Origin of the sequence: Streptomyces sp. NPDC088097 (assembly GCF_044741845.1) — a bacterium.
In the GTDB taxonomy this organism is placed as follows: domain Bacteria; phylum Actinomycetota; class Actinomycetes; order Streptomycetales; family Streptomycetaceae; genus Streptomyces.
The window spans coordinates 222,219-247,842 of the sequence record NZ_JBIUTJ010000004.1 but is presented as its reverse complement, the minus strand read 5'-3'; the positions used below and the strand labels follow the sequence as shown (position 1 = coordinate 247,842).

14 protein-coding genes and 1 pseudogene are annotated in these 25,624 nt (G+C 74.0%); 10 read left to right on the top strand and 5 right to left on the bottom strand.

From position 1 onward, the window contains the following. The first annotated feature begins 14 nt into the window (after positions 1-14). The 3 genes from ACIOD1_RS15160 to ACIOD1_RS15150 are packed head-to-tail and all read left to right on the top strand — an operon-like array spanning position 15 to position 3,704. A complete protein-coding gene (locus ACIOD1_RS15160; RefSeq protein WP_365619397.1) occupies positions 15-1,268 on the top strand; it encodes an aspartate aminotransferase family protein in 1,254 nt (417 codons plus the stop codon). Positions 1,269-1,291: 23 nt separating this feature from the next. Next, positions 1,292-2,692, top strand: coding sequence for a dihydropyrimidinase (gene hydA, locus ACIOD1_RS15155; protein WP_401902593.1), 1,401 nt, complete (start codon positions 1,292-1,294; stop codon positions 2,690-2,692). A 13-nt stretch (positions 2,693-2,705) separates the two neighbouring features. Beyond that, complete coding sequence (locus tag ACIOD1_RS15150; protein WP_401902591.1) at positions 2,706-3,704, top strand: TIGR03842 family LLM class F420-dependent oxidoreductase; 999 nt, start codon at positions 2,706-2,708, stop codon at positions 3,702-3,704. On the opposite strand, the gene ACIOD1_RS15145 is transcribed toward ACIOD1_RS15150, so the two are convergent. The 4 genes from ACIOD1_RS15145 to ACIOD1_RS15130 form a co-directional block, all read right to left on the bottom strand. Then, positions 3,685-6,801, bottom strand: a complete 3,117-nt coding sequence (locus tag ACIOD1_RS15145; RefSeq protein WP_401902589.1) for an amino acid adenylation domain-containing protein — start codon at positions 6,799-6,801, stop codon at positions 3,685-3,687. The genes ACIOD1_RS15150 and ACIOD1_RS15145 overlap by 20 nt on opposite strands. Before the next feature lie 9 nt (positions 6,802-6,810). Further along, positions 6,811-8,070, bottom strand: coding sequence for a cytochrome P450 (locus tag ACIOD1_RS15140; RefSeq protein WP_401902586.1), 1,260 nt, complete (start codon positions 8,068-8,070; stop codon positions 6,811-6,813). A gap of 24 nt (positions 8,071-8,094) precedes the next feature. Continuing rightward, on the bottom strand, positions 8,095-9,141 hold the full coding sequence (locus ACIOD1_RS15135; protein ID WP_401902583.1) for a TauD/TfdA family dioxygenase: 1,047 nt from the start codon (positions 9,139-9,141) through the stop codon (positions 8,095-8,097). Positions 9,142-9,230: 89 nt separating this feature from the next. Next, positions 9,231-11,564, bottom strand: a complete 2,334-nt coding sequence (locus ACIOD1_RS15130) for an AMP-binding protein (RefSeq protein ID WP_365619138.1) — start codon at positions 11,562-11,564, stop codon at positions 9,231-9,233. 316 nt (positions 11,565-11,880) lie between these two features. Between ACIOD1_RS15130 and ACIOD1_RS15125 the strand changes: the two genes are divergently transcribed. From ACIOD1_RS15125 to ACIOD1_RS15105, 5 genes are all read left to right on the top strand, one after another. After that, a complete protein-coding gene (locus ACIOD1_RS15125) occupies positions 11,881-13,044 on the top strand; it encodes a class I SAM-dependent methyltransferase (protein ID WP_401902581.1) in 1,164 nt (387 codons plus the stop codon). Between the two features lie 193 nt (positions 13,045-13,237). Beyond that, a complete protein-coding gene (locus ACIOD1_RS15120) occupies positions 13,238-14,821 on the top strand; it encodes an AMP-binding protein (RefSeq protein WP_401902578.1) in 1,584 nt (527 codons plus the stop codon). Continuing rightward, on the top strand, positions 14,818-16,698 hold the full coding sequence (locus ACIOD1_RS15115; protein WP_401902577.1) for a methyltransferase: 1,881 nt from the start codon (positions 14,818-14,820) through the stop codon (positions 16,696-16,698). Before ACIOD1_RS15120 ends, ACIOD1_RS15115 begins: the two co-directional genes overlap by 4 nt. Before the next feature lie 69 nt (positions 16,699-16,767). After that, entirely contained in the window at positions 16,768-21,591 is a 4,824-nt protein-coding gene (locus tag ACIOD1_RS15110) for an amino acid adenylation domain-containing protein (protein WP_401902574.1), read from the top strand. Continuing rightward, positions 21,588-22,391, top strand: coding sequence for a thioesterase II family protein (locus ACIOD1_RS15105; RefSeq protein ID WP_401902572.1), 804 nt, complete (start codon positions 21,588-21,590; stop codon positions 22,389-22,391). The genes ACIOD1_RS15110 and ACIOD1_RS15105 overlap by 4 nt, the downstream gene beginning before the upstream one ends. Here the strand turns inward: ACIOD1_RS15105 and ACIOD1_RS15100 are convergent. Beyond that, positions 22,336-23,361, bottom strand: a complete 1,026-nt coding sequence (locus tag ACIOD1_RS15100; RefSeq protein ID WP_401902570.1) for a LysR family transcriptional regulator — start codon at positions 23,359-23,361, stop codon at positions 22,336-22,338. The two genes, ACIOD1_RS15105 and ACIOD1_RS15100, sit on opposite strands and share 56 nt — an antisense overlap. 272 nt (positions 23,362-23,633) lie before the next feature. Between ACIOD1_RS15100 and ACIOD1_RS15095 the strand changes: the two genes are divergently transcribed. Then, positions 23,634-24,974: an MFS transporter gene (locus ACIOD1_RS15095; protein WP_401902568.1), complete on the top strand. Its 1,341-nt coding sequence runs from the start codon at positions 23,634-23,636 to the stop codon at positions 24,972-24,974. A gap of 103 nt (positions 24,975-25,077) precedes the next feature. After that, positions 25,078-25,578, top strand: a pseudogene (locus tag ACIOD1_RS15090) (LLM class flavin-dependent oxidoreductase); the annotation flags it as partial. Positions 25,579-25,624 lie beyond the last annotated feature (46 nt).

Here is a 25,624-nt window from a genome sequence, read left to right as displayed (position 1 = left end):
GCCACACCTCCGTCATGCCCGAATGGCTCGCGCTCTACTACGACCGCCCCATCGAGCTGACCCACGGCGAGGGCCGCCACGTCTGGGACGCCGACGGCAACCGCTACCTCGACTTCTTCGGCGGCATCCTCACCACGATGACCGCCCACGCCCTGCCCGAGGTCACCAAGGCCGTCTCCGAACAGGCCGGGCGGATCATCCACTCCTCCACCCTGTACCTGAACCGGCCGATGGTCGAGCTGGCCGAACGGGTCGCCGCGCTCTCCGGCATCCCCGACGCCCGGGTCTTCTTCACCACCTCCGGTACCGAGGCCAACGACACCGCCCTGCTGCTCGCGACCACGTACCGCCGCTCCAACCAGATCCTGGCGATGCGCAACAGCTACCACGGCCGGTCCTTCTCGACCGTCTCCATCACCGGCAACCGGGGCTGGTCCCCGACCAGCCTCTCCCCGCTCCAGACGTACTACGTGCACGGCGCCGTCCGCACCCGCGGCCCCTTCGCCGCCCTGCCCGACGCCGAGTTCACCGCGGCGGCCGTCGCCGACCTCGAAGACGTGCTGGGGCAGGCGCGCGGGGGAGTGGCCGCGCTCATCGCCGAGCCGATCCAGGGCGTGGGCGGCTTCACCGCCCCGCCCGACGGGCTCTACGGGGCCTTCCGCGAGGTCCTCGACCGGCACGGGATCCTGTGGATCAGCGACGAGGTGCAGACCGGCTGGGGCCGTACCGGCGAGCACTTCTGGGGCTGGCAGGCCCACGCGCAGAACGGGCCGCCGGACATCATCACCTTCGCCAAGGGCATCGGGAACGGCATGTCGATCGGCGGGGTCGTGGCCCGCGCCGAGGTGATGAACTGCCTCGACACCAACTCCATCTCCACCTTCGGCGGCTCCCCGGTCACCATGGCGGCCGGCGTCGCGAACCTCTCGTACCTCCTGGAGCACGACCTCCAGGGCAACGCCCGCCGCGTCGGCGGACTGCTCCTGGAACGCCTGCGGGCCGTCTCGGCCGCGGTGCCCGCCGTACGGGAGGTGCGCGGCCGGGGCCTGATGGCCGCACTGGAGCTGACGAAGCCCGGCACCGACCGCGCCGACCCGGAGGCGGCCGCCGCCGTCCTGGAGGCCGCCCGCGCCGGAGGCCTGCTGCTCGGCAAGGGCGGCGGCCACGACACGAGCGTGCTGCGGATCGCCCCGCCGCTCTCCCTCACCGTCGCCGAGGCGGAAGAGGGCGCCGAGATCCTCGAACAAGCGCTCCGCACCATCCAGTAGACAGCCCCCGGGAGGAGAGTTCCATGAGCAACCGCACCCTGATCCGCGGCGGCCTCGTCATCACGGCCGCCGACGAGCTCCACGCCGACGTCCTGATCGAGGACGGGCGGGTGGCGGCGCTCGCCGCCACCGGCTCCGGCGCCGCCGCCGCGTGGACGGCCGACCACGTCGTCGACGCCGGCGGGAAGTACGTCATCCCGGGCGGGGTCGACGCCCACACCCACATGGAACTCCCCTTCGGCGGGACCGCCGCCTCCGACACCTTCGAGACCGGCACCCGCGCGGCCGCCTGGGGCGGCACCACCACCATCGTCGACTTCGCCGTGCAGACCCCGGGCCACTCCCTGCGCGAGGGGCTCGACACCTGGTACGCCAAGGCCGACGGCAACTGCGCGATCGACTACGGCTTCCACATGATCCTCTCGGACGTCAACGAGGGGACCCTGAAGGAGATGGACCTCCTCGTCGGCGAGGGCGTCACCTCCTTCAAGCTGTTCATGGCCTACCCCGGCGTCTTCTACAGCGACGACGGGCAGATCCTGCGCGCGATGCAACGCGGCGCCGCCAACGGCGGGCTGATCATGATGCACGCCGAAAACGGCATCGCCATCGACGTCCTCGTCGAACAGGCCCTCGCGCGCGGCGAGACCGACCCCCGCCACCACGGCGAGGTCCGCAAGGTGCTCCTCGAAGCCGAGGCCACCCACCGGGCCATCCAGCTCGCGCGGGTCGCCGGCTCCCCGCTCTACGTGGTGCACGTCTCGGCGGAGGAGGCGCTCGCGGAACTGGCGCTCGCCCGGGACAAGGGCCTGCCGGTCTTCGGCGAGACCTGCCCGCAGTACCTGTTCCTGTCCACCGACAACCTGGAGGAGCCCGACTTCCAGGGCGCCAAGTACGTGTGCTCCACCCCGCTGCGTCCCCGCGAGCACCAGGCGGCGCTGTGGCGGGGGCTGCGCACGAACGACCTCCAGGTGGTCTCCACCGACCACTGCCCGTTCTGCTTCCGGGGCCAGAAGGAGCTGGGCCGCGGAGACTTCTCGAAGATCCCCAACGGGCTGCCGGGGGTGGAGAACCGCATGGACCTCCTCCACCAGGCCGTCCTGGACGGACACATCAGCCGCCGCCGCTGGATCGAGATCGCCTGCGCGACCCCGGCCCGGATGTTCGGCCTCTACCCGCGCAAGGGCACCATCGCGCCGGGCGCCGACGCCGACATCGTCCTCTACGATCCGCACGCCGAGCAGGTCATCTCCGCCGAGACCCACCACATGAACGTGGACTACTCGGCGTACGAGGGCAGGCGGATCACCGGACGCGTCGACACCGTGCTCTCGCGCGGCGAACTCGTCATCGACCACCGGGAGTACACCGGGCGGGCCGGCCACGGGACCTTCGTCCACCGCTCCACCTGCCAGTACCTGTAAGGAGAGTCCCCGCATGGACTTCGGCCTCGTCCTCCAGACCGACCCACCCGCCTCGCAGGTCGTCAGCCTCATGAAGCGGGCCGAGCGCAACGGCTTCCGCTACGGCTGGACGTTCGACTCGGCGGTCCTCTGGCAGGAACCGTTCGTCATCTACAGCCAGATCCTGGCGAACACGCAGCGCCTGCACGTCGGCCCGATGGTCACCAACCCGGGTACCCGCACCTGGGAGGTGACCGCCTCCACCTTCGCCACCCTCAACGACATGTACGGCAACCGCACCGTCTGCGGGATCGGCCGCGGGGACTCGGCGATGCGGGTCGCCGGCCGCGCGCCCAACACCCTCGCCCGGCTCGGCGCGGCCATCGACGTCATCCGCGACCTCGCCGAGGGCCGGGAGGCGCAGGTGGACGGCAACCCGATCCGGATCCCCTGGATCAAGGACGGGAAGCTGCCCGTCTGGATGGCGGCGTACGGGCCCAAGGCCCTGGCGCTGGCCGGGGAGAAGGCCGACGGGTTCATCCTCCAACTCGCCGACCCCTACCTCACGGAGTGGATGATCAGGGCGGTCCGGGACGCCGCCGCGGCGGCCGGTCGGGATCCGGACTCGATCACCATCTGCGTGGCCGCCCCCGCCTACGTGGGCGACGACCTCGACCACGCCCGCGACCAGTGCCGCTGGTTCGGCGGCATGGTCGGCAACCACGTCGCCGACCTGGTCTCCCGCTACGGGGAACACTCCTCGATGGTCCCCGAGGAACTCACCGAGTACGTCAAGTCCCGCCAGGGCTACGACTACAGCCACCACGGCCGCGCCGGGAACCCGTCGGCTGACTTCGTCCCCGACGAGATCGTCGACCGGTTCTGCCTGCTGGGCCGGGTCGAGGCCCACATCGAGAAACTGCGGGCCCTGCAAGCCCTGGGCGTCGACCAGTTCGCCCTGTACGCCATGCACGACGCCCGGGAATCCACCATCGACGCGTACGGCTCCGGGATCATCCCGGCCCTCGGCTGACGGGACCTGACGGGACGGGCCCGCGGCTCGCCGCCCCGGCGGGGTGCAGCAGGTCCGTGAGGCTGGAGGCGAGTTCGTCGAGGAACGCCTCCCGGACGCGGGCCGGGTCGCACTCCAGCCACACGCTCCAGGAGCCGTCGGCGGCCGGCCAGATCTGGACGAGCAGCGGCAGGGAGGCGGCGGGCGGCGGGACGTCGCGGCGGACGACCTCATGGCCGGGCAGGCGCAGGTCCGCGGCGGGCGCGTTCTGGTAGATCACGGCGGCCTGGAAGACCGGGGGCAGCCGGGGGTCGTCGGGACGGGGTGCGACGGCCGCCAGGTCGGACAGCGGCAGCGGCGCCAGGCCGACGCCCGCCAGCCAGTCCCGGCGGGCCGCCGCCGCCAGTTCCGCCGGCCCGTCGCAGGAACCGAAGTCGAGCACCAGGGGGATGGGGCGTACGAAGTAGCCGACCACGTCACCGCCGACGCGCTCCCGGCCGGCGTGGTAGGTGGCCAGGGCGAAGCGATCGGTGCCGGTGGCCCGGTGCAGCGCGGTGCCGTACCAGGCGAGCGCCGAGAAGTGCGCTGACCGGTGCGTGCGCGCGCACAGCGCGCCGACCTCCGCGGCATCGAGCGCCAGCCTGCGCTGCGCGAACCGGGCGCCGCCCGGTGTGCCCGCCGGCAGGGCCAGCGGGCGGGCCGGCGCAAGTGCGTGCTGCCAGTGCCCGCGGGCCCGGGCCACCGCCGCCTCGTCCCGCGGCGCGGACCGGGGCGCGCGGACGGGGTCCACGGCGCCGGGTTCCGCGGGGCCGGCCGCTTCGTCCGCCCGGCCGTACGCCGCGGCGAGGTCGGTGAGGAAGACGCGTTCCGACCAGCCGTCGTAGGCGATGTGATGGAGCACCAGGGTGAGCACCGAGCCGGTGTCGCAGGGCGTCACGAAGCAGCGCAACGGCGGGTCGGCGGCCAGGTCGAACGGCTTCAGCCAGGCGTCCGGCAGGGCGCCGGCGAGGCCGGCGTCGCGCGCGGTCTCCTCGACGGGGATCACCGCGCCGGGCAGTTCGTGGGCCACGACCGACGGGCCGTCGAGGCGGAAGACGGTACGCAGCGCGGGGTGGCGGTCGGCGACGGCCGCGAGGGCGGTGCGCAGTCTCGCGGTGTCCAGGGCCGGGGCGACGGCGAAGGAGAGCACCAGCAGATGGGCGGGGTCGCCGGGCGCGAGCTGCTCCTGGAGCCACAAGTCCTGCCGGCTGTCGACCACTTCCTGCTGTCCGGGCGCGGTCCGGTCGTCCGCCCCCTCCCCGTCGCCGGGCTGTCCGCCGGCCGCTTCGTCGAGAGGCTCGGCGCCCGCGGCGATGGCCCGGGGGGTGCGGCCCTCGTGCACCGTGTCCAGGGCGATCCGCACGCCGTGATGGAGTTCCAGCCGGTGGGTGAGCTGCATGGCGAACAGCGAGTCGCCGACACCCGTCTGGAACAGGTCCTCGTCGGGTCCCACGGAGCGGCCCGCCAGCGCGCCGGCCGACGTGAGCACCGCCTCCAGTACGGGGGTGTGCGCGGCGCCGTCCTGGTCCGGCTCGCCGGAGCGGGGGCCGGCCGGGTCCGGGGCGGGGCGCTCGGCCAGGGCCCGGAGGTCGACCTTGCCGCTCGCGGTCAGCGGAAAGGCGTCGAGCAGCGTCAGCTGCCGGGGGCGCAGGTAGGGCGGCAGTCCGGCGTGGCAGCTCGCCCGCAGGTCGTCGGCGGTGCGGCCGTCGGCCGGGGCGAGGCAGTGCGCCGCGAGTCCGCCGGCGGCGCCGCCCGGGTCGCGCAGGACGGTGACGACGGCCCGCGGTACACCGGCGTGCTCCAGGAACCGCTCCAGTTCGGCGGGCTCCACGCGCTGTCCGCGGATCTTGACCTGGCGGTCCTGGCGGCCCGCGTAGAGCAGCAGCCCGTCGGGGTGCAGGCTGCCGAGGTCGCCGGAGCGGTACACGCGCTCGCCGCCGGGCAGCGTGACGAATTTCCGTGCCGTCAGCTCCTCCTCGCCCAGGTAGCCGAGGGCGAGGCCGGAACCGCCGATGCAGATCTCCCCGGTGGTGCCCGGCGGGCAGGGGCGGTCCTGGGCGTCGACGACGTGGACCGACGTGCCGGGCAGCGCGGTGCCCAGCGGGATCTGTCCGTAGCGTGCGGCGTCGCCGTCCTCGATCACCCGGGTCGTGGCGAACACCGTGGTCTCGACCGGCCCGTAGCCGTTGACGAGGCGGATGCCGGGGTGCGCGGCGCGGAAGCCGGCCACGTGTCCCGGCGAGAGGCGCTCGCCGCCGGTGAGGACCTGGCGCAGGCCGGTGAAGCAGCCGGGGTCGTCGTCGACGAAGGTGTTGAAGAGCGCCGCGGTGAGCCACAGGGTGTCCAGGCCCGCCCCGGCGGCGTACTCGCGCACGAGCGCGGGGGAGAGGTGCTTCCCCTCGCCCAGCAGCAGGGAGGTGCCGCCGTTCATGAGCACCGACCACAGCTCGATCATCATGGCGTCCCAGCACACCGGGGCGGCCTGCAGGACGGTGCGGCCCGGTCCGAAGTCGGCGTAGTCCACGCCGACGAACCGGCTCGCCACCGCGCGGTGCGGGGAGAGGGAGCCCTTGGGCTCGCCGGACGTGCCGGAGGTGAACATCAGGGCGCAGCCGTCGCCGGGCGCGGCCGTCGGCAGCGGGCCGCTGCCGGGCGGCCCCTGGAGGCGCAGCCGGTGGCGGCCCGGCGCGGGCTCCAGCGCGAAGCCGTCGTCCGGACCGCCGTCGGTCAGGACATGGGCGTCGGCCTTGCCGATCAGCTGCCGTACCCGGGCCTCGGGCCAGTTCGGGTCCATGGCCGCGTAGATGCCGCCGGCCTTCAGGACGGCCAGCAGGGCGACGACGAAGGCCGGGGTGCGGCGCATGCGGACGGCCACGTACCGGCCGGGGCGCAGGCCCTGGGCCGCCAGCCGGCGGGCGAGCGCGGTGGACCGCTTGTCGAGTGCCCGATAGGTGAGCGGTGGTGCGTCCCGGGCGAGGACGGCCACGGCGTCGGGGCGGGCGGCGGCCTGTATCGCCACCAGGTGGTGCACCGTGACGTCGTGCCGTGCGTACGCGGGCGCGGACATGGGGGCGGACATGGAGGCTCCTCAGGCGGGGGACGGAAGGGCGGTGGCGAGGGCCGGGGAGCCGGCGCCGCCGTCGCGGGGGGCGGCCGCGGGGGCCGTGAGGCGTACGGGGAGGGCGGCGAGACCGCCCACGGTGTACGAGGCGAGCCGCCGCGGTTCGCCGGCCAGGGCGATGTCGCCGGTGCCGGCGACCAGTTCTTCCAGGAGTACCCGCAGGACCAGCCGGGCGAGGGCCGCGCCCAGGCAGAAGTGCACGCCGCCGCCGAAGGTGAGGTGCCGGTTGGGGGTGCGGTCGAGGCGGAAGACGTCGGCGTCGCCGAAGATCGACTCGTCGCGGTTGAGCGAGGGGATCCACACGGTGACCGGGTCGCCGGCCGCGATGCGCTGCCCGGCCAGGACGGTGTCCTGGACCGCGGTGCGCAGCAGGTGGGTGGCGGGCGGGGACCAGCGCAGGATCTCGTCGACGGCCTGCGCCGGATCCACCCGGCCCGTCTTCAGCGCGGCCCACTGGCCGGGGTGTTCGAGCAGGGCGAGCATGCCGCCGGCGGCCGCGGCGCGGGTCGTGTCGCCCACGGCGACGATGACGTTGTCGCAGGTGAGGAGGGCTTCCTCGTCGGTGAGGCCGACGCCGTCCGCCTGGGCGGTGACCAGCGCGGACATGAGGTCGTCGCCGGGGTCCGCGCGCCGGGACGTCATGATCCGGCTGTAGTAGTCGAGGAGTTCCAGGTGCGCGATCCGGGCGTCGAGTCCGCCGTCGTCCTGGTCGCGGGAGGAGATCCGCGCGGTGGCGGCGGCGATCATGCCGACGTCCTCGACGGGCACGCCGAGCAGGTCGGCCGCGAGGGCGAGCGGGATGCGTGCGGCGACGTCCACCGCGAAGTCGCAGTGCCCGGCGGCCACCGCTGCGGCCACGAGCGGCCGTACGATCTCTCGCGCCTTGTCCTCCAGGCGGCCCAGCGAACGAGGTGTGAAGAGCCGGGCCACCGCGCGGCGCAGCACCGAGTGGTGGGGCGGGTCGGTGAGGGCGAGCATCTTTCCGGCGCCCGGGTAGGGCTGTGTCAGGTCGCGGCGCAGCATGGTGCCCTGCTCGGAGCTGAAGACCTGCCACTCCTGGAGCACCCGCAGTCCGGGTTCGTAGCCGGTCACCGCCCAGAAGCCGGACGCGTCGGACGGCTGGTGCCACTGGACGGGCTGTTCGCGGCGCATGGCCCGCCAGAGCGGGTGGGGGTCGCCCGTCGAGTAGAGCAGGGGGTCGGTCAGCGTGAGGGTCTCTGGCAGCACGGCGGTGTCCTCAGTCGTCAGTCGTCAGCTGGGGCGAGCGGCGGGGCGGACGCGGCGCTGGCCGAATCCGTGTTCCAGGCGTTCCTGCGGGGGCCGGGCGGGGCGTCCGGTGCCGACGGCGCGGACCAGTACCCGCTTGAGCCAGCGGTCGGTGCCGTCGTAGCGCGGCGGGAAGGGCGAACGGCCGTGCACCATCACGTCGTTGTCGATCAGCAGCAGATCGCCTGGGGCCAGGCCGACCTCGACGGCGTGCCGCTCGAAGGCCGGCTCCAGCCGCGCGTACGCCCGGGTGAACTCCGGGTCCGGGGTGAGGAACCGGGTGTAGGAGGGGTCGTAGCGCACGCAGCGGGCGTCCTCGGTGCCCCATACGGTGCGGATGCCGCGGGCGTGGTCGGCTTCGCGGGGGTCGGGCGCATAGCTGTCGTCGGGGTCGATGACCAGCTGGGGGCGGCCGAGGCGGGCGGCGTCCGCGCCGCTCAGGCCGATGTCGCGGATGCTGGCCAGGCGGGTTCCGATGCGGTCGGGATTGCGCAGGCAGACCAGGAGCAGGAAGTCGGCGCGTTCGGAGTGGAAGCCGTCCTCGGTGTGCCAGGCCAGCGCGGCCGTGCTGCTCGCGCCGACCTGCGCGGTCTCCTGGCCGGGGCTGGGCAGGATGTTGTGGACCAGGCGGCCGTCTTGCTGGTCGGTCCAGCCGAAGACCTCTCCGAGCAGGCCGCCGATCAGGGCGAGTCCGAGGTCGTAGGGCGCGTCGGCCGGGCCGGTCGGCTCGGACCAGTGGGTGCGGGTGGGGCCGGGTTCGCCCAGGCCGGCGAAGAGGCCGCGCAGCACCCGGTGGCCGGGCCAGCCGGCGGGCGCCCCGATCAGCGAGGTCAGCCGGCCCGCCACCTCGTGCGGCAGCCGGTGCCGCGGGTCGGTGACGACGCTGTGTGCGGTGGCGCCGGCGAACGCGAGGCGGTGCACGGCGTCGCCGAACGCGCGTCGTGTGACGGTCGATGGCAGGCGGACCGCGGTGGCGCCGGGGGCGGCAGGGGCGGCGCCGGGCAGGGCGGGACGAAAGGCGATGCCGGTCATGCTGCTTCTCTCTTCTCTCTTCCGGTGCCCGCGGGCTGGGTGCGGGGCGGGCGTGGGAGGGCCGGCGAGGGAGGGTCGGCGCGGGCGAGTCAGCGGTGCGAGGAGAATCCGGATGCCTTGAGCAGGGCCGCGCGGTCCGCCTTGCCGGTCGCGGAGACGGGGATGTGGGCGACCGGCACGAAGTGGTCCGGAAGCATGTAGGAAGGCAGCAGCCGGGACGCGGTGGCGCGGGGATCGGTCCGGCCGGCGACCTCCGCGCCGGCGGAACCGGTACCGGGGGACTCCGTACCGGTGGCCTCCGTACGGGTGGTGGCGTCGGCGGGCGCGGGGACGTAGAACGCGGCGAGTTCGGGGCCGTGGGGGCCGGCGACCGCGACGACGACGGCTTCGAGGATCTGCTCGGGGCACCGGCCCAGCGCGGCCTGGACCTCGGCCAGCTCGATGCGGTAGCCGTTCACCTTGACCTGGTCGTCGACGCGCCCCAGGAACCGGAGGTTGCCGTCCGGCAGCAGCCGGGCCCGGTCGCCGGTGCGGTACATGCGGCCGTCGCCGGGCGGGGCGGGCGCGGTCAGGAACGGGTCAGGCAGGAACTTGACCGCGGTCAGCCCCGGAGCGCCCTCGTAGCCGGCGGCCACGCAGGCTCCGCCGATGTACAGGTCGCCGCTCTCGCCGGTGGCGCAGACCCGCAGGGCGTCGTCGAGGACGTAGTAGCGCGCGCCGGGCATCGGGATGCCGTAGGGGATGCTCGGCCAGGAGGGGTCGACGGTGTCCACCGGGAAGTGGTTCGACCACACGGTGCACTCCGTCGCCCCGCCGAGGGCGACCACCTGGACGCCGGGGAACGCGTCGCGCAGCCGTCCGGGCATCGACAGCGGCACCCAGTCGCCGCTGAGGAAGACGAGGCGCAGCGTGTCGCGCCCGTGGGGCTCGTCGAGTTCGAGGAAGGACAGGGGTACGGACATCGCGGCCGGCGCGGAATCCCAGAACGTGATGGGCTCGTTCTGCAGGATCTCGGTGAGCCGGTCTGGGTCGGTGGCGTCGGCGTCCGCGACGAGCCGGATCGAGCCGCCCGCCGCGAGAACGCCGAAGACGTCGTACACCGACAGGTCGAAGCAGAACGAGGTGACCATGAGGAGCCGGTCGTCGGGGGTCACCCGGTAGGCGTCGTTCACCCAGTGGATGAGCCCGACGACGCTGCGGTGGCTGACGGCGACCGCCTTGGGGGTGCCGGTGGAGCCGGAAGTGAAGATCGCGTAGGCGAGGGACGCCGGGTCCACCGCCGCCGGGGGCGCTTCGGGCGAGCAGCGGGCGATGTGGTGTCCGGTGGTCACGGTCAGCGCCGGCCCGGTCCGTGCGGTGCGGCGGAGGTCGACGCGCAGCACCACGTCGTAGCGGTCGGCGAGTTCGTGGGGGAGGCCGGCGCCGTCGCGCGGCAGTACGCGGACCTCGGCGTAGCGCGGGTCCTCGGCGGCGAGCCGGGTGAAGAAGCCGGGGGGTACGCGCAGACCGTCGTGCGCCTCCTGGTCCGGTGCGACGAGGTCGGCGAGGACGATGGTGCCGGCGCCGTCGAACTGGTTGGCGAGCGCGTCGAGTACGTCGCGGAGGTAGTCGGTGCCGGGGAAGAACTGGACGGTGCTGGCCAACACGGCCACGTCGTAGGGGCCCGGGGCCAGGGTGGCGGCCTCGTGGGCGAAGCCGGTGACGATCTCGGCGTGCGGCGCGTGCCGCCGGGCCCGGTCGCGCGCCTTGTCGGCGGCCACCGGGGAGGGGTCGAGGCCGACGTAGCGGGCCGTCTTCGGGGCGAGTTCCCGCAGGATCATCCCGATGCCGCTGCCGACCTCCAGCACGCGTGAGGCGCCGTCCAGGTGGGGGGCGACCAGGCCGGCGACGTGCCGGGTGTAGGCGGTGACCTCGTCGGAGGTGTAACAGGGACCGCCCTCACCGCGGTTGAAGCCGGCGGCGCGCAGTTCGTCCTCGTCGTCGGCGACCCAGTCCCACAGGTCCGCGACCGTCTCCCCGGAGAACTCGCCCTGCCACGGACGCTCTTCGGACGCGTCGACGCACACCAGATGCGCGAGCTCGGGCAGCGACCAACAGATCTCCGCCGCCACGCGGTAGTTGGCCCGGTCCACGATCAGGCAGCCGACCCGCAGGGCGGACAACATCGCCGCGAGCCGCGCCGCCGGCCAGCGGGGATCCAGCGGCACGTAGGCGGCGCCCGCGCGCACCACGCCGAGCAGCGCGGCCACGGTGTGCGGGGCGTGATCGCCGAGCACGGCGATGTAGCCGCCGGTGGCGGCGCCCCGCTCGTGCAGGTGCCGGGCGATCCGGCCCGACCAGGTGTGCAGTTCACCGTGGGTGAGCGCGCCCTGGTCGGTCACCAGGGCCGGGCGGTCGCTCCAGCGGTGCGCGGCCTCCGCCACGAGCTCGTGGAGAAGCGCATCGGCACGGAAAGTACCGGGTGTTCCATTCCCCATCCCCTCGGGTGCGGAGGGGTTCAGCGAAGAACGCGTCAACGGGTGCACGACAACTCCCATTCGGCGGGCGGCAACCAGTCATTGCTAACACCGCCGCGGCCGTATCGGCTATCCGTCAAATACTGCAAGGTTCGAGACCGCTTTTTCGTCTGCGTACACAGTGCTGGTCACAGGGGGTTGTGAAGCGCTGCTTCACACCTATTGCGGGGAGTGAAGAATTTTGGGTATTCACGGCGGCCCGGCCCGCCGTGACGATGGCGCCATGAGTGAATTCCCGGTCGTAGCCAAGGGCGAGGAACAGGAACACGTCGGCGCGAAGGGGGGCAGTGCCCCCTTCTGGCATACCGTCACGGCCGGCGGCCGGCGGCTGCGCCTGCGCGTGAAGCGGGATGCGGCGCTGGGCGGACGACCGTATCTGTGGCCTTCGGTCGGCGAATATCCCCTGTACGACGACTTCCTCTATCACGTGATGCTTGAGGACGAACCCCGGAACAAGATTTTCCGGGACGCGATCGAGGCGCGCGCCCCGCACGCCCGTGTCCTGGAAGTCGGCTGCGGCCCGGACCTTTTGTGGTCGCTGTATGCCGCCGAATGCGGCGCCCGGTCCGTGCGCGCCATCGAAAGCATTCCGGACAGTGCCCGGCGCGCCACGGAACTGGCCGCAAAAAAGCCGCAGTTCGACATCGAGGTGCTGTCCGGCGAGGCGACCACGGTCGCCGTGCCCGAACGCGCCGGGGTCTGCGTCGCCGAACTGGTGGGCAGCATCGGCGGCGCCGAGGGCATGGCCGCCGTCCTGGACGACGTGCGCGAGCGGCTGCTGACGCCGGGCGCCGCGGTGATCCCCGCCGTCGTCGGCACGCTCGCCGCCGCCGTCGGCCTCCAGGAGTTGCTGGAGGGGGAGTTCGCGGTGGACGTGGATTTCTCCGACTACGTCGCCGAGGTGCTCGCCTGCGCGGGCGGCCCGTTCGACCTGCGGATGTGCGTGGGCAACGTGGACCGCTCGGCGCTGCGCAGCAGCGAGGGCCTGGTGGAGGATCTGCAGCTGGAGGAGGGTGTCGCGCGCTTCCCGGCCGTCCGGCTCGACATCACCCGGCCCGGCCCGGTCGACGGCCTGCTGCTCTGGCTGACCATGCGCTGCACCCCGGACGGCCCGGTCCTCGACAGCCTGGAGACCGTCACCAATTGGCTCCCCGTCTACGTGCCCTTCGACGCGCCCGAGCCGGTCGAGGCGGCGCCCGGTGACGTGCTCGCGCTGGAGTGCGCCGTACGCCCGGCGGCCGACGGCCTGCACCCCGAGTACACCTTCACCGGCGCCCTGGTACGGGCGGACGGCCGCCGGGTGCCTCTGTCGGCGCACTCCCCGTACGCCGGCGGGCCCTTTCGGGCCAGCCCGCTGCACCGCGCCCTCTTCGCCGAGGAGGCGTAACCGCCGGCCCGCCCGCCCGGCGGCGGCGCCGCACGCGGACGACCCGACCGCACGCGGACGATCCGACCGCACGCGGACCACCCGAGGAACCCCCCACCCCAGCACGCTACGCAGAGAGGCATGCCATGCCCGTTCCTGAATCCCGTGGGCAGCACGGCCCCGTGTCCCCCTCGCTCCGCGCGGCGGTCGGCGGATGAGCGCCCCCGTGACCTCCCTGTGGGGCGGCGAGGCCCAACCCCCCTGCTTCCTGGAGTCCTTGACCCGCTCGGCCGCCCGGCACGGTGCGCGGACCGCCGTCGTCGACGAGGTCCGCGAGGTCGGCTACGACGCGCTGCTGGCGTGGTCCGGGCAGATCGCGGCGCTCCTGCACGACCGGGGCGTGCGCGCCGGGGACCGCGTCGCCGTCACCGGCCCGCGCGGCACCGACGTGGTCGCCGCGACCCTGGCCGTGATCCGGCTCGGCGCCGCCTGCGTGCCGCTGGACGCCTCCTACCCCGAGCGGCGCCTCGCCCACATGCTGGCCGACAGCCGCCCGGCCGTGCTGCTGCACAGCGGAGCCCTGCCCGCCGCCGCGGCCGGCTCCCCGGCCCCGACCGTCGAGATCCCGCCGCCGGCCCCGGAGACCACCCCGCCGGCGGGCGCCGGTCCGGCGCCCCTGGAGTGCGTACCGGACCGCCCGGTGTACGTGATCTACACCTCCGGCTCCACCGGCCGGCCCAAGGGCGTTGCCCTGCCGCACAGGTGCGTGGACAACATGGCCGAGTGGCAGCACACCCACTCCCGGCGCGGTGACCTGCGCACCGCGCAGTTCGCGCCCATGAACTTCGACGTGTGGTTCCAGGAGGTCCTGGGCACCCTCGCCGGAGGCGGCACCCTGGTGACGGTTCCCGAACGGCTGCGGACCGACCCCTTCGACCTCCTCGGCTGGCTGCGCGCACAGCGGATCGAGCGGCTGTTCCTGCCCTGCCTCGCCCTGAACATGCTGGCCGTCGCCGCCGGCATGGAGAAGAGCCTCGACGACCTCGCACTGGCCGAGATCAACATCGCCGGCGAACAACTCGTGTGCTCGGCGCCGGTGCGCGAGCTGTTCACCCGGCTCCCGGACTGCGTCCTGAACAACCACTACGGGCAGAGCGAATCGGCGATGGTCACAGTGCACACCCTCGACGGGCCCGCCGACAGCTGGCCGGTGCACCCGCCCATCGGCCGGCCGCTGCCCGGCTGCGAGCTGCTGATCGCCCCCCTGGACGAGACCGGGCCGACGGACGGCGCACCGCGCGACATCGGTGAACTGCTGGTGGCGGGCCTGCCGATGTCGAGCGGGTACCTCAATCAGCCGGAGCTGAGTGCGGCCCGCTACGTGAGCGTCGAGCGCACCCCGCACGGCCACACCCGCGCCTTCCGCACCGGCGACCTGGTCCGGCTGGAAGAGGGCGCCCTGCGCTTCGTCGGCCGCCTCGACGAGGAGGTCAAGATCCGGGGCAGCCGGGTCAACCTCCTGGAGGTCGAGGCCTGCCTGCGCGAACTGCCGGCCGTCGGCGAAGCGGTCTGCGTGGCGCCCGAGCGCGCCGAAGGCGGCCGCACCCTGCACGCGGCCGTCACCACGGCCCCCGGTGCGACGGCACCCGAACCCGCGGCCCTGACGCGCGCGCTCGCGGACCTGCTGCCCGCCGCGGCGGTGCCATTGACCATCACCGTCCTGCACACGCTGCCGCGCACCCCCAGCGGCAAGACCGACCGGGCCGCCATCGCCCGGCAGACCGGAGGAGACCGATGATCGACACCGCCGTCGCCGTGACAGCCGCGCAGGACATCGAAGCGGCACTGACCGGTCACGCCCGGGTGCGCGAGGCGGCCCTGGTGACCCGCCGCACCGAGGACGGGACACGCTTGGTCGGCTACGTCGTGCCCGATCCGGCCGCGGACACCGAGCGGGCCGGATGGGGTGCCGGCGACGTCCTGGACTCCTGGCAGAACGTCTTCGACGACACCTACGAGAGCGCCGACGAGCCGGACGGCGACGGCGAGAACTCCGGCTGGGTCGACAGCTTCACCGGCGACCTGCTCCCCACCGCCGACATGACCGAGTGGGCGGACGAGTCCGCCCGCCGGGTGCTGGAGCTGCACCCCCGCAGAATCCTGGAGATCGGCGCCGGCACCGGCCTCATCATGCGCCGGGTGCTGGCCGGGGCGCCCATCGAGCACTACGTGGCCACGGACTTCTCGGCGCGCTCGGTCGAACTGCTCGACCAGCGCGCCGCCGAGCTCGCCGTCCTCATCCCGGGCGCCGGGGCAAAAGTGACGGTGTGTCAGGCTGATGCGCTGCGCGCGCCGCAGGTGGCCGACGAGATGTACGACACCGTCGTCATCAACTCCGTCGCCCAGTACTTCCCCTCCCTCTACTACTTCGAGGAGGTGGTGCGCCGCGCTGCGGCCGTCGTCCGTCCGGGCGGCCACATCCTGCTGGGCGACCTGCGCAACGCCCGGCTCGCGGAGGCCTTCACCGCCCTCAAGGTCGCCCGTCTCACCCCGGCCGGCGGCGGCGCCCCGGACGTGGCCGCGGCCCGCGAGGCCCGGGAGGCCGAGCTGGCCGCCGACGGCGAACTGAGCCTGGATCCGGCCTGGCTGGCGGCCGCCCCCGCCCGGCTGGCGCGCGTCTCGCACGCGGAGATCGCGCCCCGGCGCGGCGTCCACCCCAACGAGATGACGCTCTTCCGCTTCGACGCGCTCCTGCACGTCGACTGCCCGCCGCAGCCCGCCGCCCCCGGCGCGGCAGCCGCGCCCGCGCCGGAACCCGGCCACGGACTCACGCCGGAAGCCCTGCGCACCCGGCTGGAGCGGGACCCCGGCCCGATCGCCTACCGGGGCGTCCCCAACAGCCGGCTGCGCGAGGCGTTGACGGTCCGCGAGGACGCACCGGCCGCCACGACACCGGCCGCCACGTCACCGGCCGGCCGGGGCCCTGCCGTACCGTGCGCCGGGCTGGACCCGGAGCAGGTGTGGCGGCTCGGCGAGGAACTGGCCCGGCCCGCCCTCGTCAGCTGGGCCGCGGGCGACGCGGACGGCGCCTTCGACGTCTCCTTCCCGGCGGCCGGCGCCGCCGACCGCGACCACTTCGCGCTCGCCGGCACAGGCACGGGCACGGGCACGGGCACGGGCACAGGCACGGGCACAGGCACCGACTCCGGCACCGACGCCGCGCACACCACCGGCGCCACCGGTCCCGTGGTGCCGTACCCGCCGCGCACCGTCAAGACGGCCGGCGACGGGCTGCGCGCCTACCTCGCCCGGCACCTGTCCGCACCGCCGGCCCCCCTCGACCTGGTCCTGGTCACCGCCCTGCCCCGGACGGCCACCGGCGCGCTCGCCCCCACCCTGCCGCTGCCCCGCCCGGGCGTGGAGAGCGCCACACGCGAGGCCGCCGCGACCCGGGGCGGCGATCTGCTGGGCATCGTCATGGCGGCCTTCGCCCAGCAGCTGCCCGCGGGCGCCTGCGGCCCCGACGACCGGTTCTTCTCCGCGGGCGGCGGATCGCTCAAGGCGGCGATGTGCGTACGGCGCCTGCGCGAACAGGGACTGAAGGTGACCGTGCGCGACATCTACCAGTGCGGCACGGCCCGCGCACTGGCCGATCGCATCGCGGCGAACGCCTAACCGCACCACACGACGGACGGCAGGCACCCGGTCGGCACCGCCGACCGGCAACGAGAAGCGGAGAGGCAGATGACCGAGGCTGGTTACGTGGAACCGAGGCCGGGCGCCGAGCAATTGGTCGCCATGATGATGGCCGAGGTCCTGGGCCGCGGGCGGGTGGGACGCCACGACGACTTCTTCAAGCTCGGAGGCCACTCGCTGCCCGCCGTGCGCCTGGTCGCCCGGGCGCGCGAGCTGTTCGGGGTCGACCTGCCCGTCAAGCTGCTCTTCGACGCCCCCACCGTCGCCGAGTTCGCCGCCGAGGTGGCCCGGGGCAGCGGCATCCGGCAGCGGCCCATGACGCGGGTGCCGCACGGGCCGCAGGCCCCGGTGTCCTCCGCGCAGCGCCGCCTGTGGTTCCTGCAGGAACTGGAGACGGACTCGACGGCCTACCACATGGGCGAGTCCTTCCGAATCGACGGCCCGCTGGACCCGGCGGCGCTCACCACCGCCGTCGCCGCCCTCGCCCGGCGGCACGAATCCCTGCGCACCCGCTTCACCGTCGCCGACGGCGTGCCCGTCCAGAGCGTCGACGAACACTGGAACGGCACGCTGGAGCTGATCGAGGCCCCCGCGGCACGGACCGGCGACGAGGAGGAACGCACCGCGGCCATCGCCGACTTCTGCCGCCGCATGCATGCGGACCCCTTCGACCTGACCGGCGGACCGCTGTTCCGGGCCCGGCTGCTGCGCCTGGGACCGCAGGACCACGTGCTGTCGCTGGCCATGCACCACATCGTCTGTGACGGCTGGTCCATGACGATGCTCCTGGAAGAGCTCAACGGCCTCTACGAAGCGGCCCTGGACGGCCGGACCGTGAAGCCGGCGCCCGACGGCGTGCGCTACCGCGACTTCGCCGCCTGGCAGCAGGCCGAACTGACCGGCCCCGCCCTGACGGAACTCCTCGACTACTGGACGGCGCACATCGAAGGCGCCCCCACCCTCCTGGAGTTCGCCACGGCGAGCGAGCCCGTCACCGGCCCGCGCACCGAGGGCGAAGTGCGCTTCGCCCTCTCACCGGAGGTCACCGAGGCCCTGCGGGACCTGTCGCGCGCTTCCGGCGCCACCATGTTCATGACCCTGCTCTCGGTGTTCGAGGTCCTCATCTCGCGCTACAGCGGCGAGCGCGACCTCCTCGTGGGCACCCTGGTGTCCGGGCGTACCCACCCCGAGGCCGAGGGCGTCGTCGGGTTCTTCGTCAACATGCTCGCGCTGCGGGCGGACCTCCGCGACGACCCGGACTTCACGCGCCTGGTGGGCCGGGTCCGCGACGTGGTGCTGAACGGATTCGCCTACCAGGACCTGCCGTTCGAACGCCTCGTCGAAGCGGTCAACCCCGAGCGCACCTCCGGCATGCCGCTCGTCCAGGCGGCCTTCCAGTACTTCGAGGACGACTCGGCGCACAGCGCCCTCCAGCTCGCCGGCGCCCGGAGCATCCACGCCGTCAACCCGCCCGGCCGCGAGGACCCGGACCTGCCGCTCGCCATGGACCTCCACCGGCACGGCGACGAACTGCGCGGCCTGTTCACCTACGACCGCGCCCTGCTCGGCCCCGGCGAGGCCCAGTGGCTGGTCGACAGCTTCCTCACGCTGGCCGCCGAAGTCGTCGCCGACCCGGCACGCCCCGTCTCCCAGCTCCCGCTGGTGCGCCCCGCGCACGTCGCGGACGTCCTGGCCCTGGGGGCCGGGCCCGCCGTACCGGTGACCGATGGCTCGGTCCTGGACGCGCTGTGGCGCCAGGTGGACGCCACCCCGCACGCGGCCGCCGTCACGGACACCGCCGGCACCTGGACCTTCGCCGAACTGGGCCGCGCCGTACGGGGCGTGGCCGGCGCGGTGGCGGAGCACGGTCCGGTCGTGGCCCTCGCCGGCCACCGCTCACGCCTGATGGTCGCCGCCCTGCTGGGCGTGTGGCAGGCGGGGGCCGTGGCCGTCCCCCTGGAGCACAGTGATCCGCCCGAGCGCCTGCGGTCCGTGCTGGCCGCGTCCGGGGCGTCGGCGCTGCTGGGCGATCCCGGCGCCGCCGCGCCGTTCGCGGCCGAACTGCCGGTGATCGACGTGGCGCAGGCGGTCACCGCTCCGGCGGCGACGGCCTCCGGCCCCGGCCCGGACGACCTCGCGCTGGTGCTGTTCACCTCCGGCACCACCGGGACACCGAAGGGCATCGCACTCGAACACGGCGCGCTCGCCAACCTGCTGGCCGCCCACCGGGCGTCCGGCCGGCACGCCGGCGCTCCCCGACGGGTGGCCTGGACGGCCTCGTTCGCCTTCGACGCCACCATCGACCAGTTCCTGTGGCTGGCCGCCGGGCACGAACTGCACGTCGCCGGCGAGGACACCCGGCGCGACCCGCACGCCCTGCTCGACTTCGTGCGCGCCGCGGCCATCGACGTCCTCGACATCCCGCCCGCACAGCTTCCGCAGCTGCTCGACCTCGGCCTGCTCGACGAGAACTCCGCCCACCGCCCCGGCCTGCTGCTGCTCGGCGGCGACGCGATCCCGTCCCCGCTGTGGCAGCGGCTGCGCGCGGTGCCCGAGGTCACGGCGTGGAACCTCTACGGCCCCACCGAATGCACCATCGACGCCCTCGCCTGGCAGCTGGGCGCCAGCGAAAGCCCGCTGATCGGCCGTCCGGTGGCCAACACCCAGGTCCGGATCCTGGACCCGGCCGGCCGGCTGCTCCCGCCCGGCGTCGCCGGTGAGCTGTACCTCTCCGGCGCCCACGTCGGCCGCGGCTACCTGAACCTGCCCGCCGAGACCGAGGCGAGGTTCCTCCCCGACCCCTACACCGACCGCCCCGGAGCGCGGATGTACCGCACCGGCGACCGCGGCTCCCACACCGCCGACGGCGCCGTACGCTTCCTCGGCCGGCTGGACCGGCAGGTCAAGGTGCGCGGACACCGGGTGGAGCTCTCCGAGGTCGAGGCCGCCGTCATGGCGTTCCCCTGGGTGCAGCAGGCCGTCGCCGTCCACCACGACGGCGCCCTGACCGCCTACGTCGCCCCGGCGGCCGGCGACCGGCAGCTCGCGGAACTGCGGGACGACCTCGCCGCCCGGCTGCCCGCCGCCATGGTCCCGACGGCCATCGTGGCCCTGGCCGCCCTGCCCCTGCTGGCCAGCGGCAAGGTCGACGTACGGGGCCTGCCCGCGGCCGCCGAGGTGTCCGCCAAGGCGTTCGCCGCGCCCCGGCCGGGCGCCGAGGAACTGGTCGCCCAGGTGATGGCCGAGGTCCTGGGGCTGGACCGGGTCGGACGGGACGACGACTTCTTCCGGATCGGCGGACACTCGCTGCGCGCCGGCCGGGTCGTGTCCCGGGTGCGGCAGCTCTTCGGCACCGAGGTTTCGGTCAGAACGCTCTTCGAGGCGCCCACGGTGGCGGAGTTCGCCGCCGCCGTCGAGCGCGGCACCCGCCCCGAACGACGGCCCCTGGTGCGCACGACGCACGGCCCGGCGACTCCCGTCTCGTACGCCCAGGCCCGGCTGTGGTTCCTGCACGAACTGGACCCCGACTCGACGGCCTACCACATGGGCGAATCCTTCCGGCTCACCGGCGAGGTCGACCACACCGCCCTGGCCACGGCCGTCGCCGGACTCGCCCAGCGGCACGAGTCGCTGCGCACCCGCTTCGACGTCGCGGACGACGGCCCGGTACAGGTCGTCGACGAGCGCTGGGCCGGCGCCCTGGAACAGACCGAATGCGCCGCCGCCCCGGGACCGGAACAGGAAGCGGCCGTCCTCGACTTCTGCCGCCGCATGCTGGAGGACCCCTTCGACCTGGAGGCCGGCCCGCTGTTCCGGGCCCGCGTGCTGCGCCTGGGACCCCAGGAGCACGTGCTGTCCCTGGCCATGCACCACATCGTTTGCGACGGCTGGTCCATGACGCTCCTCCTGGAGGAACTCGCCCAGCGGTACGAGGCCGCCCTGCGGGGCCGGGCGCAGCTCCCGCTCCCGCTGCCGGTGCGCTACCGGGACTTCGCCGCCTGGCAGCAGGCCGAACTGGCCGGGCCCGCCCTCGCGGAACTCCTCGCCTACTGGCAGGCGCACATCGACGGCGCCCCCACCCACCTGCCCGCCCTCGCGGCCCGGCCCGACGACGCCGCCGCACCGGGCACCCGTACGGTCGAGTTCGCGCTGTCCCCGGAGGTGACGGAGACCCTGCGGGACCTGTCGCGGGCATCCGGCGCCACCTTGTTCATGACCCTGCTCGCGGTCTTCGAAGTGCTCGTCTCCCGGGTCAGCGGCGAGCGCGACCTGCTCGTCGGCGTGCCGGTGGCCGGGCGCACCCATCCCGAAGTGGAAGGCGTCGTCGGGTTCTTCGTCAACATGCTCGCGCTGCGGGCGGACCTGCGCGACGACCCGGACTTCACCGACCTGGTCGGCCGGGTACGGGAAGTGGTGCTCGGCGGCTTCGCGCACCAGGACCTGCCGTTCGAAGTGCTGGTGGAGGCGGTGAACCCGGAGCGGGACCTGGGCCTGCAGCCGCTGCTCCAGGCGACCTTCCAGCTCTTCGAGGAGGAGATCGACGCCGGGTTCGCCCTGCACGGACTGAGGAGCGCGCCGGTCGACATCAACTCCAGCGCCCCGCGCTTCGACCTGTCGCTGGACATGTTCCGCGCCGGGGAAGGACTGCGCGGCTGGTTCCACTGCAACAGCACGGTCTTCGGCGCCGGGGAGACGGGCCTGCTCGCGGAGCAGTTCACGCATCTGGCGGGGGAGGTGGCCCGGGACGCCGGCCGGCGCCTTTCCGACCTGCCGGACCTGCCAGGGCTGCCGGGGCTGTCCACCCGGACGGCGCCGCCCGGACTGCGCGGCGTGCCGCAGCAGGCCCTCGCGCCGCTGGGGAGGGCTTCATGAGCAGCCAGGAAGGATGGCTCGCGATGCTGTCCGGTCCGACCGCGCCGGAGGTCGAACTCGTCGTGGTGCCCGGCGCGGGCGACGGGCCCACCACGGCCCGCACCCTGCCCGCGCACCTGCCGCCCTCCTGGCGGCTGAGCTCCGTGTGCCTGCCCGGCCGCGGTCACCGCTTCGACGAGGACCTGGCCGACGACCCGTACGCGGTGTTGGCCGCCATCGTCGACGCCGTCGACTCGCTCGGCCCGGCTCCCGTGGTGCTGCTCGGGCACAGCCTGGGCGCGCTGTGGGCGCTGGAGGCGGGCGGCGGGCTCGCCCGCCCGCCGGCCCTGGTGGCCACGGTCGCGTGCGCGGCCCCCGCACCGGGCGGCGCCTCGGGTCTGGAGGGGCCGGACGACACGGAGGACCGGCGTTTCATCCGCGGCCTGCTGATGGACCAGGGACTCGACGACCCGGAGTGCCTCGACGAGCTCGTCGACCTCACGGTGCCCGTCTTCCACGCCGACCTGATGCTGGCCGCCCGCTGGACGGCCCCGGAACGGCCGGTGCTGGACTGCCCCGTCGTCTCGTACTTCGGCTCCCGGGACGGGCTGGCGCCCGCGCCGTGGACCCGGCACACCACGGGCCCGGCCGAGGCGGTGTGGCTGGAGGGCGGACACCACGTCCACCAGGAGCAGTCGGCCGGCCTCCTCGCGGACCTGTCCCGCCGGGCGGCGCCGTACCTGGCCCGGCGGGACGGGGCGGACCTCACGCAGCGGCTCCGTGGGCCATTGCTCGCGGGGCACTCGGGTAGTAGCCGGTGACCGGCAGCCCCGGATAGGTCTTCGGGTCGGTGACCATGCGCCGGTGGTGGTGCGGATTGCACACGGAGGTGCGCTCCACGTACCACCGCCGGTACAGGTCCAGGACCACGGGGGCCAGCTGTTCCACCGCCGGGTGGTGGCGCCAGCTGAGCATGTAGCGGATCTGCACCGCGGAGGACAGCGGAAGGCGGTGCAGCCCTGCGGGCAGCGGTTCGCTGGGCCCGCCCAGGCTCACCGCCGTCGAGGTGCGCAGCAGCTCGTGGGCCAGCTCCTGGGACTCGGGATAGTGCACGAACTCCTTCGCCTGACCGGTGACTTCGCTCAGCTGCCGCGGCACCGCCGCGGCGCTCTCCTCCGGCGGCGCCACCCAGGCGAAGTCCGCGAGCTGTTCGAGGCTCAGCCCGGGACTGCCCGCCAGCGGGTGCCGGCCGCCCAGATAGGCCCAGGCGTCCTCCGTCACCACCTCGTGGGTGTGCAGCTCGCGCAGGTCCTCGCCGTGCTCGGTGTGCGGCCGGTGCCAGGTGCGCCACCACAGGAAGTCGACTTCGCCGCGCCGCAGTTGATCGAGTCCCAGCGCCACCGAACGGTAGTGGCGCAGCTCGCTCGCGCCCGGCGCCGCGATCGTCGCCAGCGGCTTCTGGAGATCGCACGGCGCGAGCCGGTACAGGGCCGTGCGCAGCGGCCGCGCCAGCTCCGGCAGCGATTCCTCCAGGCCCTGGATCCGGGCCTGAGTCCGGCTCCACTGCTCCTCGATGGACGCGATGGACTCCCGGGCGAGCTCGCCCGCCTCCGTCAGTTCCACATGCGTGGTGGTTCGGGTCAACAGCCTTTGCCCCAGGCTTCGTTCGAGGCGGCGCACGCGCTGCGAGACGGCCGACACGGACACCATCAGACGCCCTGCGGCCCGGGTGAAGGACAACTCTTCCGCGACGATTTTGAAGGTGGTGAGGTCCGCCCAATTCATGTCCATGGTGTACAGGGTCCCGCCGTGGGGCAGCAAAGCTGCTTGAAAGCCGGTCCAGCCGGCCGGTTCGAGCGGAGCGCGAGCGCCGCTCCAGCACGGTGCGTCAGACTGTCCGGGCACCGCCGGGGCCGATCCGTGCCGGGTGGACTCGCGGCGCGACCCCCGATCGTGTGCGGAGAGGCTCGGACGGCCCCCGGCAGTGCGGGCGGGACGCCCCCACGCGCTGCCCGGCGTGGCCTCCGTGCGTACCGCTGCCGACGTCGTTGAGGAGTATTCCGATGGTCACGCCCGTCCCACCGCCCTCGTACCGTGCTGTGCTGCGCATGCCGTCGGCTGGGCGCACGTTCCAGGTGTCGCTCGTCGGCCGGCTGTCCTACGGCATCGTGTTCCTGTCCCTCACCCTCGCCATCACGGCGAGCACCGGCTCCTACGTGGTGGCCGGCGCCGTGGTCGCCGTCTTCGGACTCGCCAACTCCCTTTTGGCGCCGCTGCGTTCCGGCCTGATCGACCGGCACGGCTCGGCCCGGCTGCTGCTCCCCATGGGCGTCGCCTACGGGCTGCTGCTGGCCGCGCTCGCCGCCCTCACCTGGGGCGGCGAGGCCCCCGCCTGGGTGCTGGTGTCCCTCGCCGCCGCGGCCGGTGCCTGCGCGCCGCCGCTCGGCCCGGTGATGCGCACGGTCTGGAGCGACCTGCTGCCCGACCCGCGGATGCTCCAGCGGGCCTACAGCCTGGACACGGTCTGCGAGGAAGTGCTGTACGTGACCGGCCCGTTGATCGTCGGGCTGCTCATCATCGTGGCGGCGCCCTCGCTGGGCATCGCCGTCAGCGCGGCCCTGGTGCTGGTCGGCACGCCGGCCTTCGTCCGGATGCCTCCCGTACGTGCGCAGCGCGGCTCCCTCGCCGCGCAGGCCGCGGAAACGCCCGCCGCCGGATCCGTCGGCGGGTCGACGGCCGGCCCGCTGTCCGTGTCGGCCGCACTGGGTCTGGCGCTCGGCTCGCTCAACCTGCTCGTGGTCGCCTTCGCGGGCCGGCACGCGCAACTCGCCTCCGTCGCCTGGATCGAGGCCGCCCTCGCCGTCGGCAGCGTGGTCGGCGGACTCCTCTACGGAAGCCTCGACTGGCGCACCCACGCCCGTACCCGCCTCGCCGTCCTGGCCGCGGCGCTCGCCGTGCCCCTGGCCCTCGCGGGCACCGCCCCCGGCCTGCTCGCCATGATGGCCGCCACCGCCGTCACCGGCCTGCTGGTCGCCCCCACCCTGACCACCGCCTACCTGCTCGCCGACGAGCAGGCCACCGACCGGAACCGCACCCGGGTCGGCACCTGGGTCACCACCGCCTTCAACCTGGGCAACGCGGCCGGGGCCGCCTCGGCCGGCTTCCTCGTCGAAGCCCTGCCCCTGCCCGCCTGCTTCGCCTTGGCGGCCGCCCCCCTGCTGCTCTCCGCGGCCGCCCCGCCGGCATTCGGCCGGCCGGGCAAGCCGCCGCTCAAGCCGGCGGACGCGACGCCCGGAACGGAGCACGACGCCGAGCAGGACGCCGAGCACGGCGCCGAGCGTGAGGCGGTGCCCGGCGACCGTGACGAAGCCGGGGCCGGGGCGCTCCGGTCCGGGGACCACTGAGACCCCCGTCGCCGCCCCGCACACGCCGAAGCGGCGCCCGGTCCGCACCGGACGCCGCTTCGGCGTTTTCACGTACTGCGGTACTGCGGTAACGCGGTTCTTGTTCATCCTCCAACTCGCCGACCCCTACCTCACGGAGTGGATGATCAGGGCGGTCCGGGACGCCGCCGCGGCGGCCGGCCGGGACCCGGACTCGATCACCATCTGCGTGGCCGCCCCCGCCTACGTGGGCGACGACCTCGACCACGCCCACGACCAGTGCCGCTGGTTCGGCGGCATGGTCGGCAACCACGTCGCCGACCTGGTCTCCCGCTACGGGGAACACTCCTCGATGGTCCCGGAGGAACTCACCGAGTACGTCAAGTCCCGCCAAGGCTACGACTACAGCCACCACGGCCGTGCCGGGAACCCGTCGGCGGACTTCGTCCCCGACGAGATCGTCGACTGGTTCTGCCTGCTGGGCCCGGTCGAGGCCCACATCGAGAAACTGCGGGCCCTGCAAGCCCTGGGCGTGGACCAGTTCGGCGTGTACGCCATTCACGACGCCCGCGAATCCACCATCGACGCGTACGGACAACACGTCCTCCCCGCCCTGACCGGCTGACCGGCTGACCGGCCGGCCCGGCCGCCCCGGGCCGCCTCCTCTCCGC

What these genes read in the sequence shown, in the direction of transcription:
- ACIOD1_RS15125 (WP_401902581.1), top strand. Translation starts at nt 11,881, where the DNA reads ATGAGTGAATTCCCGGTCGTAGCCAAGGGCGAGGAACAGGAACACGTC.
- ACIOD1_RS15105 (WP_401902572.1), top strand. Translation starts at nt 21,588, where the DNA reads ATGAGCAGCCAGGAAGGATGGCTCGCGATGCTGTCCGGTCCGACCGCG.
- ACIOD1_RS15110 (WP_401902574.1), top strand. Translation starts at nt 16,768, where the DNA reads ATGACCGAGGCTGGTTACGTGGAACCGAGGCCGGGCGCCGAGCAATTG.
- ACIOD1_RS15150 (WP_401902591.1), top strand. Translation starts at nt 2,706, where the DNA reads ATGGACTTCGGCCTCGTCCTCCAGACCGACCCACCCGCCTCGCAGGTC.
- ACIOD1_RS15135 (WP_401902583.1), bottom strand. Translation starts at nt 9,141, where the DNA reads ATGACCGGCATCGCCTTTCGTCCCGCCCTGCCCGGCGCCGCCCCTGCC.
- ACIOD1_RS15120 (WP_401902578.1), top strand. Translation starts at nt 13,238, where the DNA reads ATGAGCGCCCCCGTGACCTCCCTGTGGGGCGGCGAGGCCCAACCCCCC.
- hydA (WP_401902593.1), top strand. Translation starts at nt 1,292, where the DNA reads ATGAGCAACCGCACCCTGATCCGCGGCGGCCTCGTCATCACGGCCGCC.
- ACIOD1_RS15160 (WP_365619397.1), top strand. Translation starts at nt 15, where the DNA reads ATGCCCGAATGGCTCGCGCTCTACTACGACCGCCCCATCGAGCTGACC.
- ACIOD1_RS15095 (WP_401902568.1), top strand. Translation starts at nt 23,634, where the DNA reads ATGGTCACGCCCGTCCCACCGCCCTCGTACCGTGCTGTGCTGCGCATG.
- ACIOD1_RS15145 (WP_401902589.1), bottom strand. Translation starts at nt 6,801, where the DNA reads ATGTCCGCCCCCATGTCCGCGCCCGCGTACGCACGGCACGACGTCACG.
- ACIOD1_RS15115 (WP_401902577.1), top strand. Translation starts at nt 14,818, where the DNA reads ATGATCGACACCGCCGTCGCCGTGACAGCCGCGCAGGACATCGAAGCG.
- ACIOD1_RS15100 (WP_401902570.1), bottom strand. Translation starts at nt 23,361, where the DNA reads ATGGACATGAATTGGGCGGACCTCACCACCTTCAAAATCGTCGCGGAA.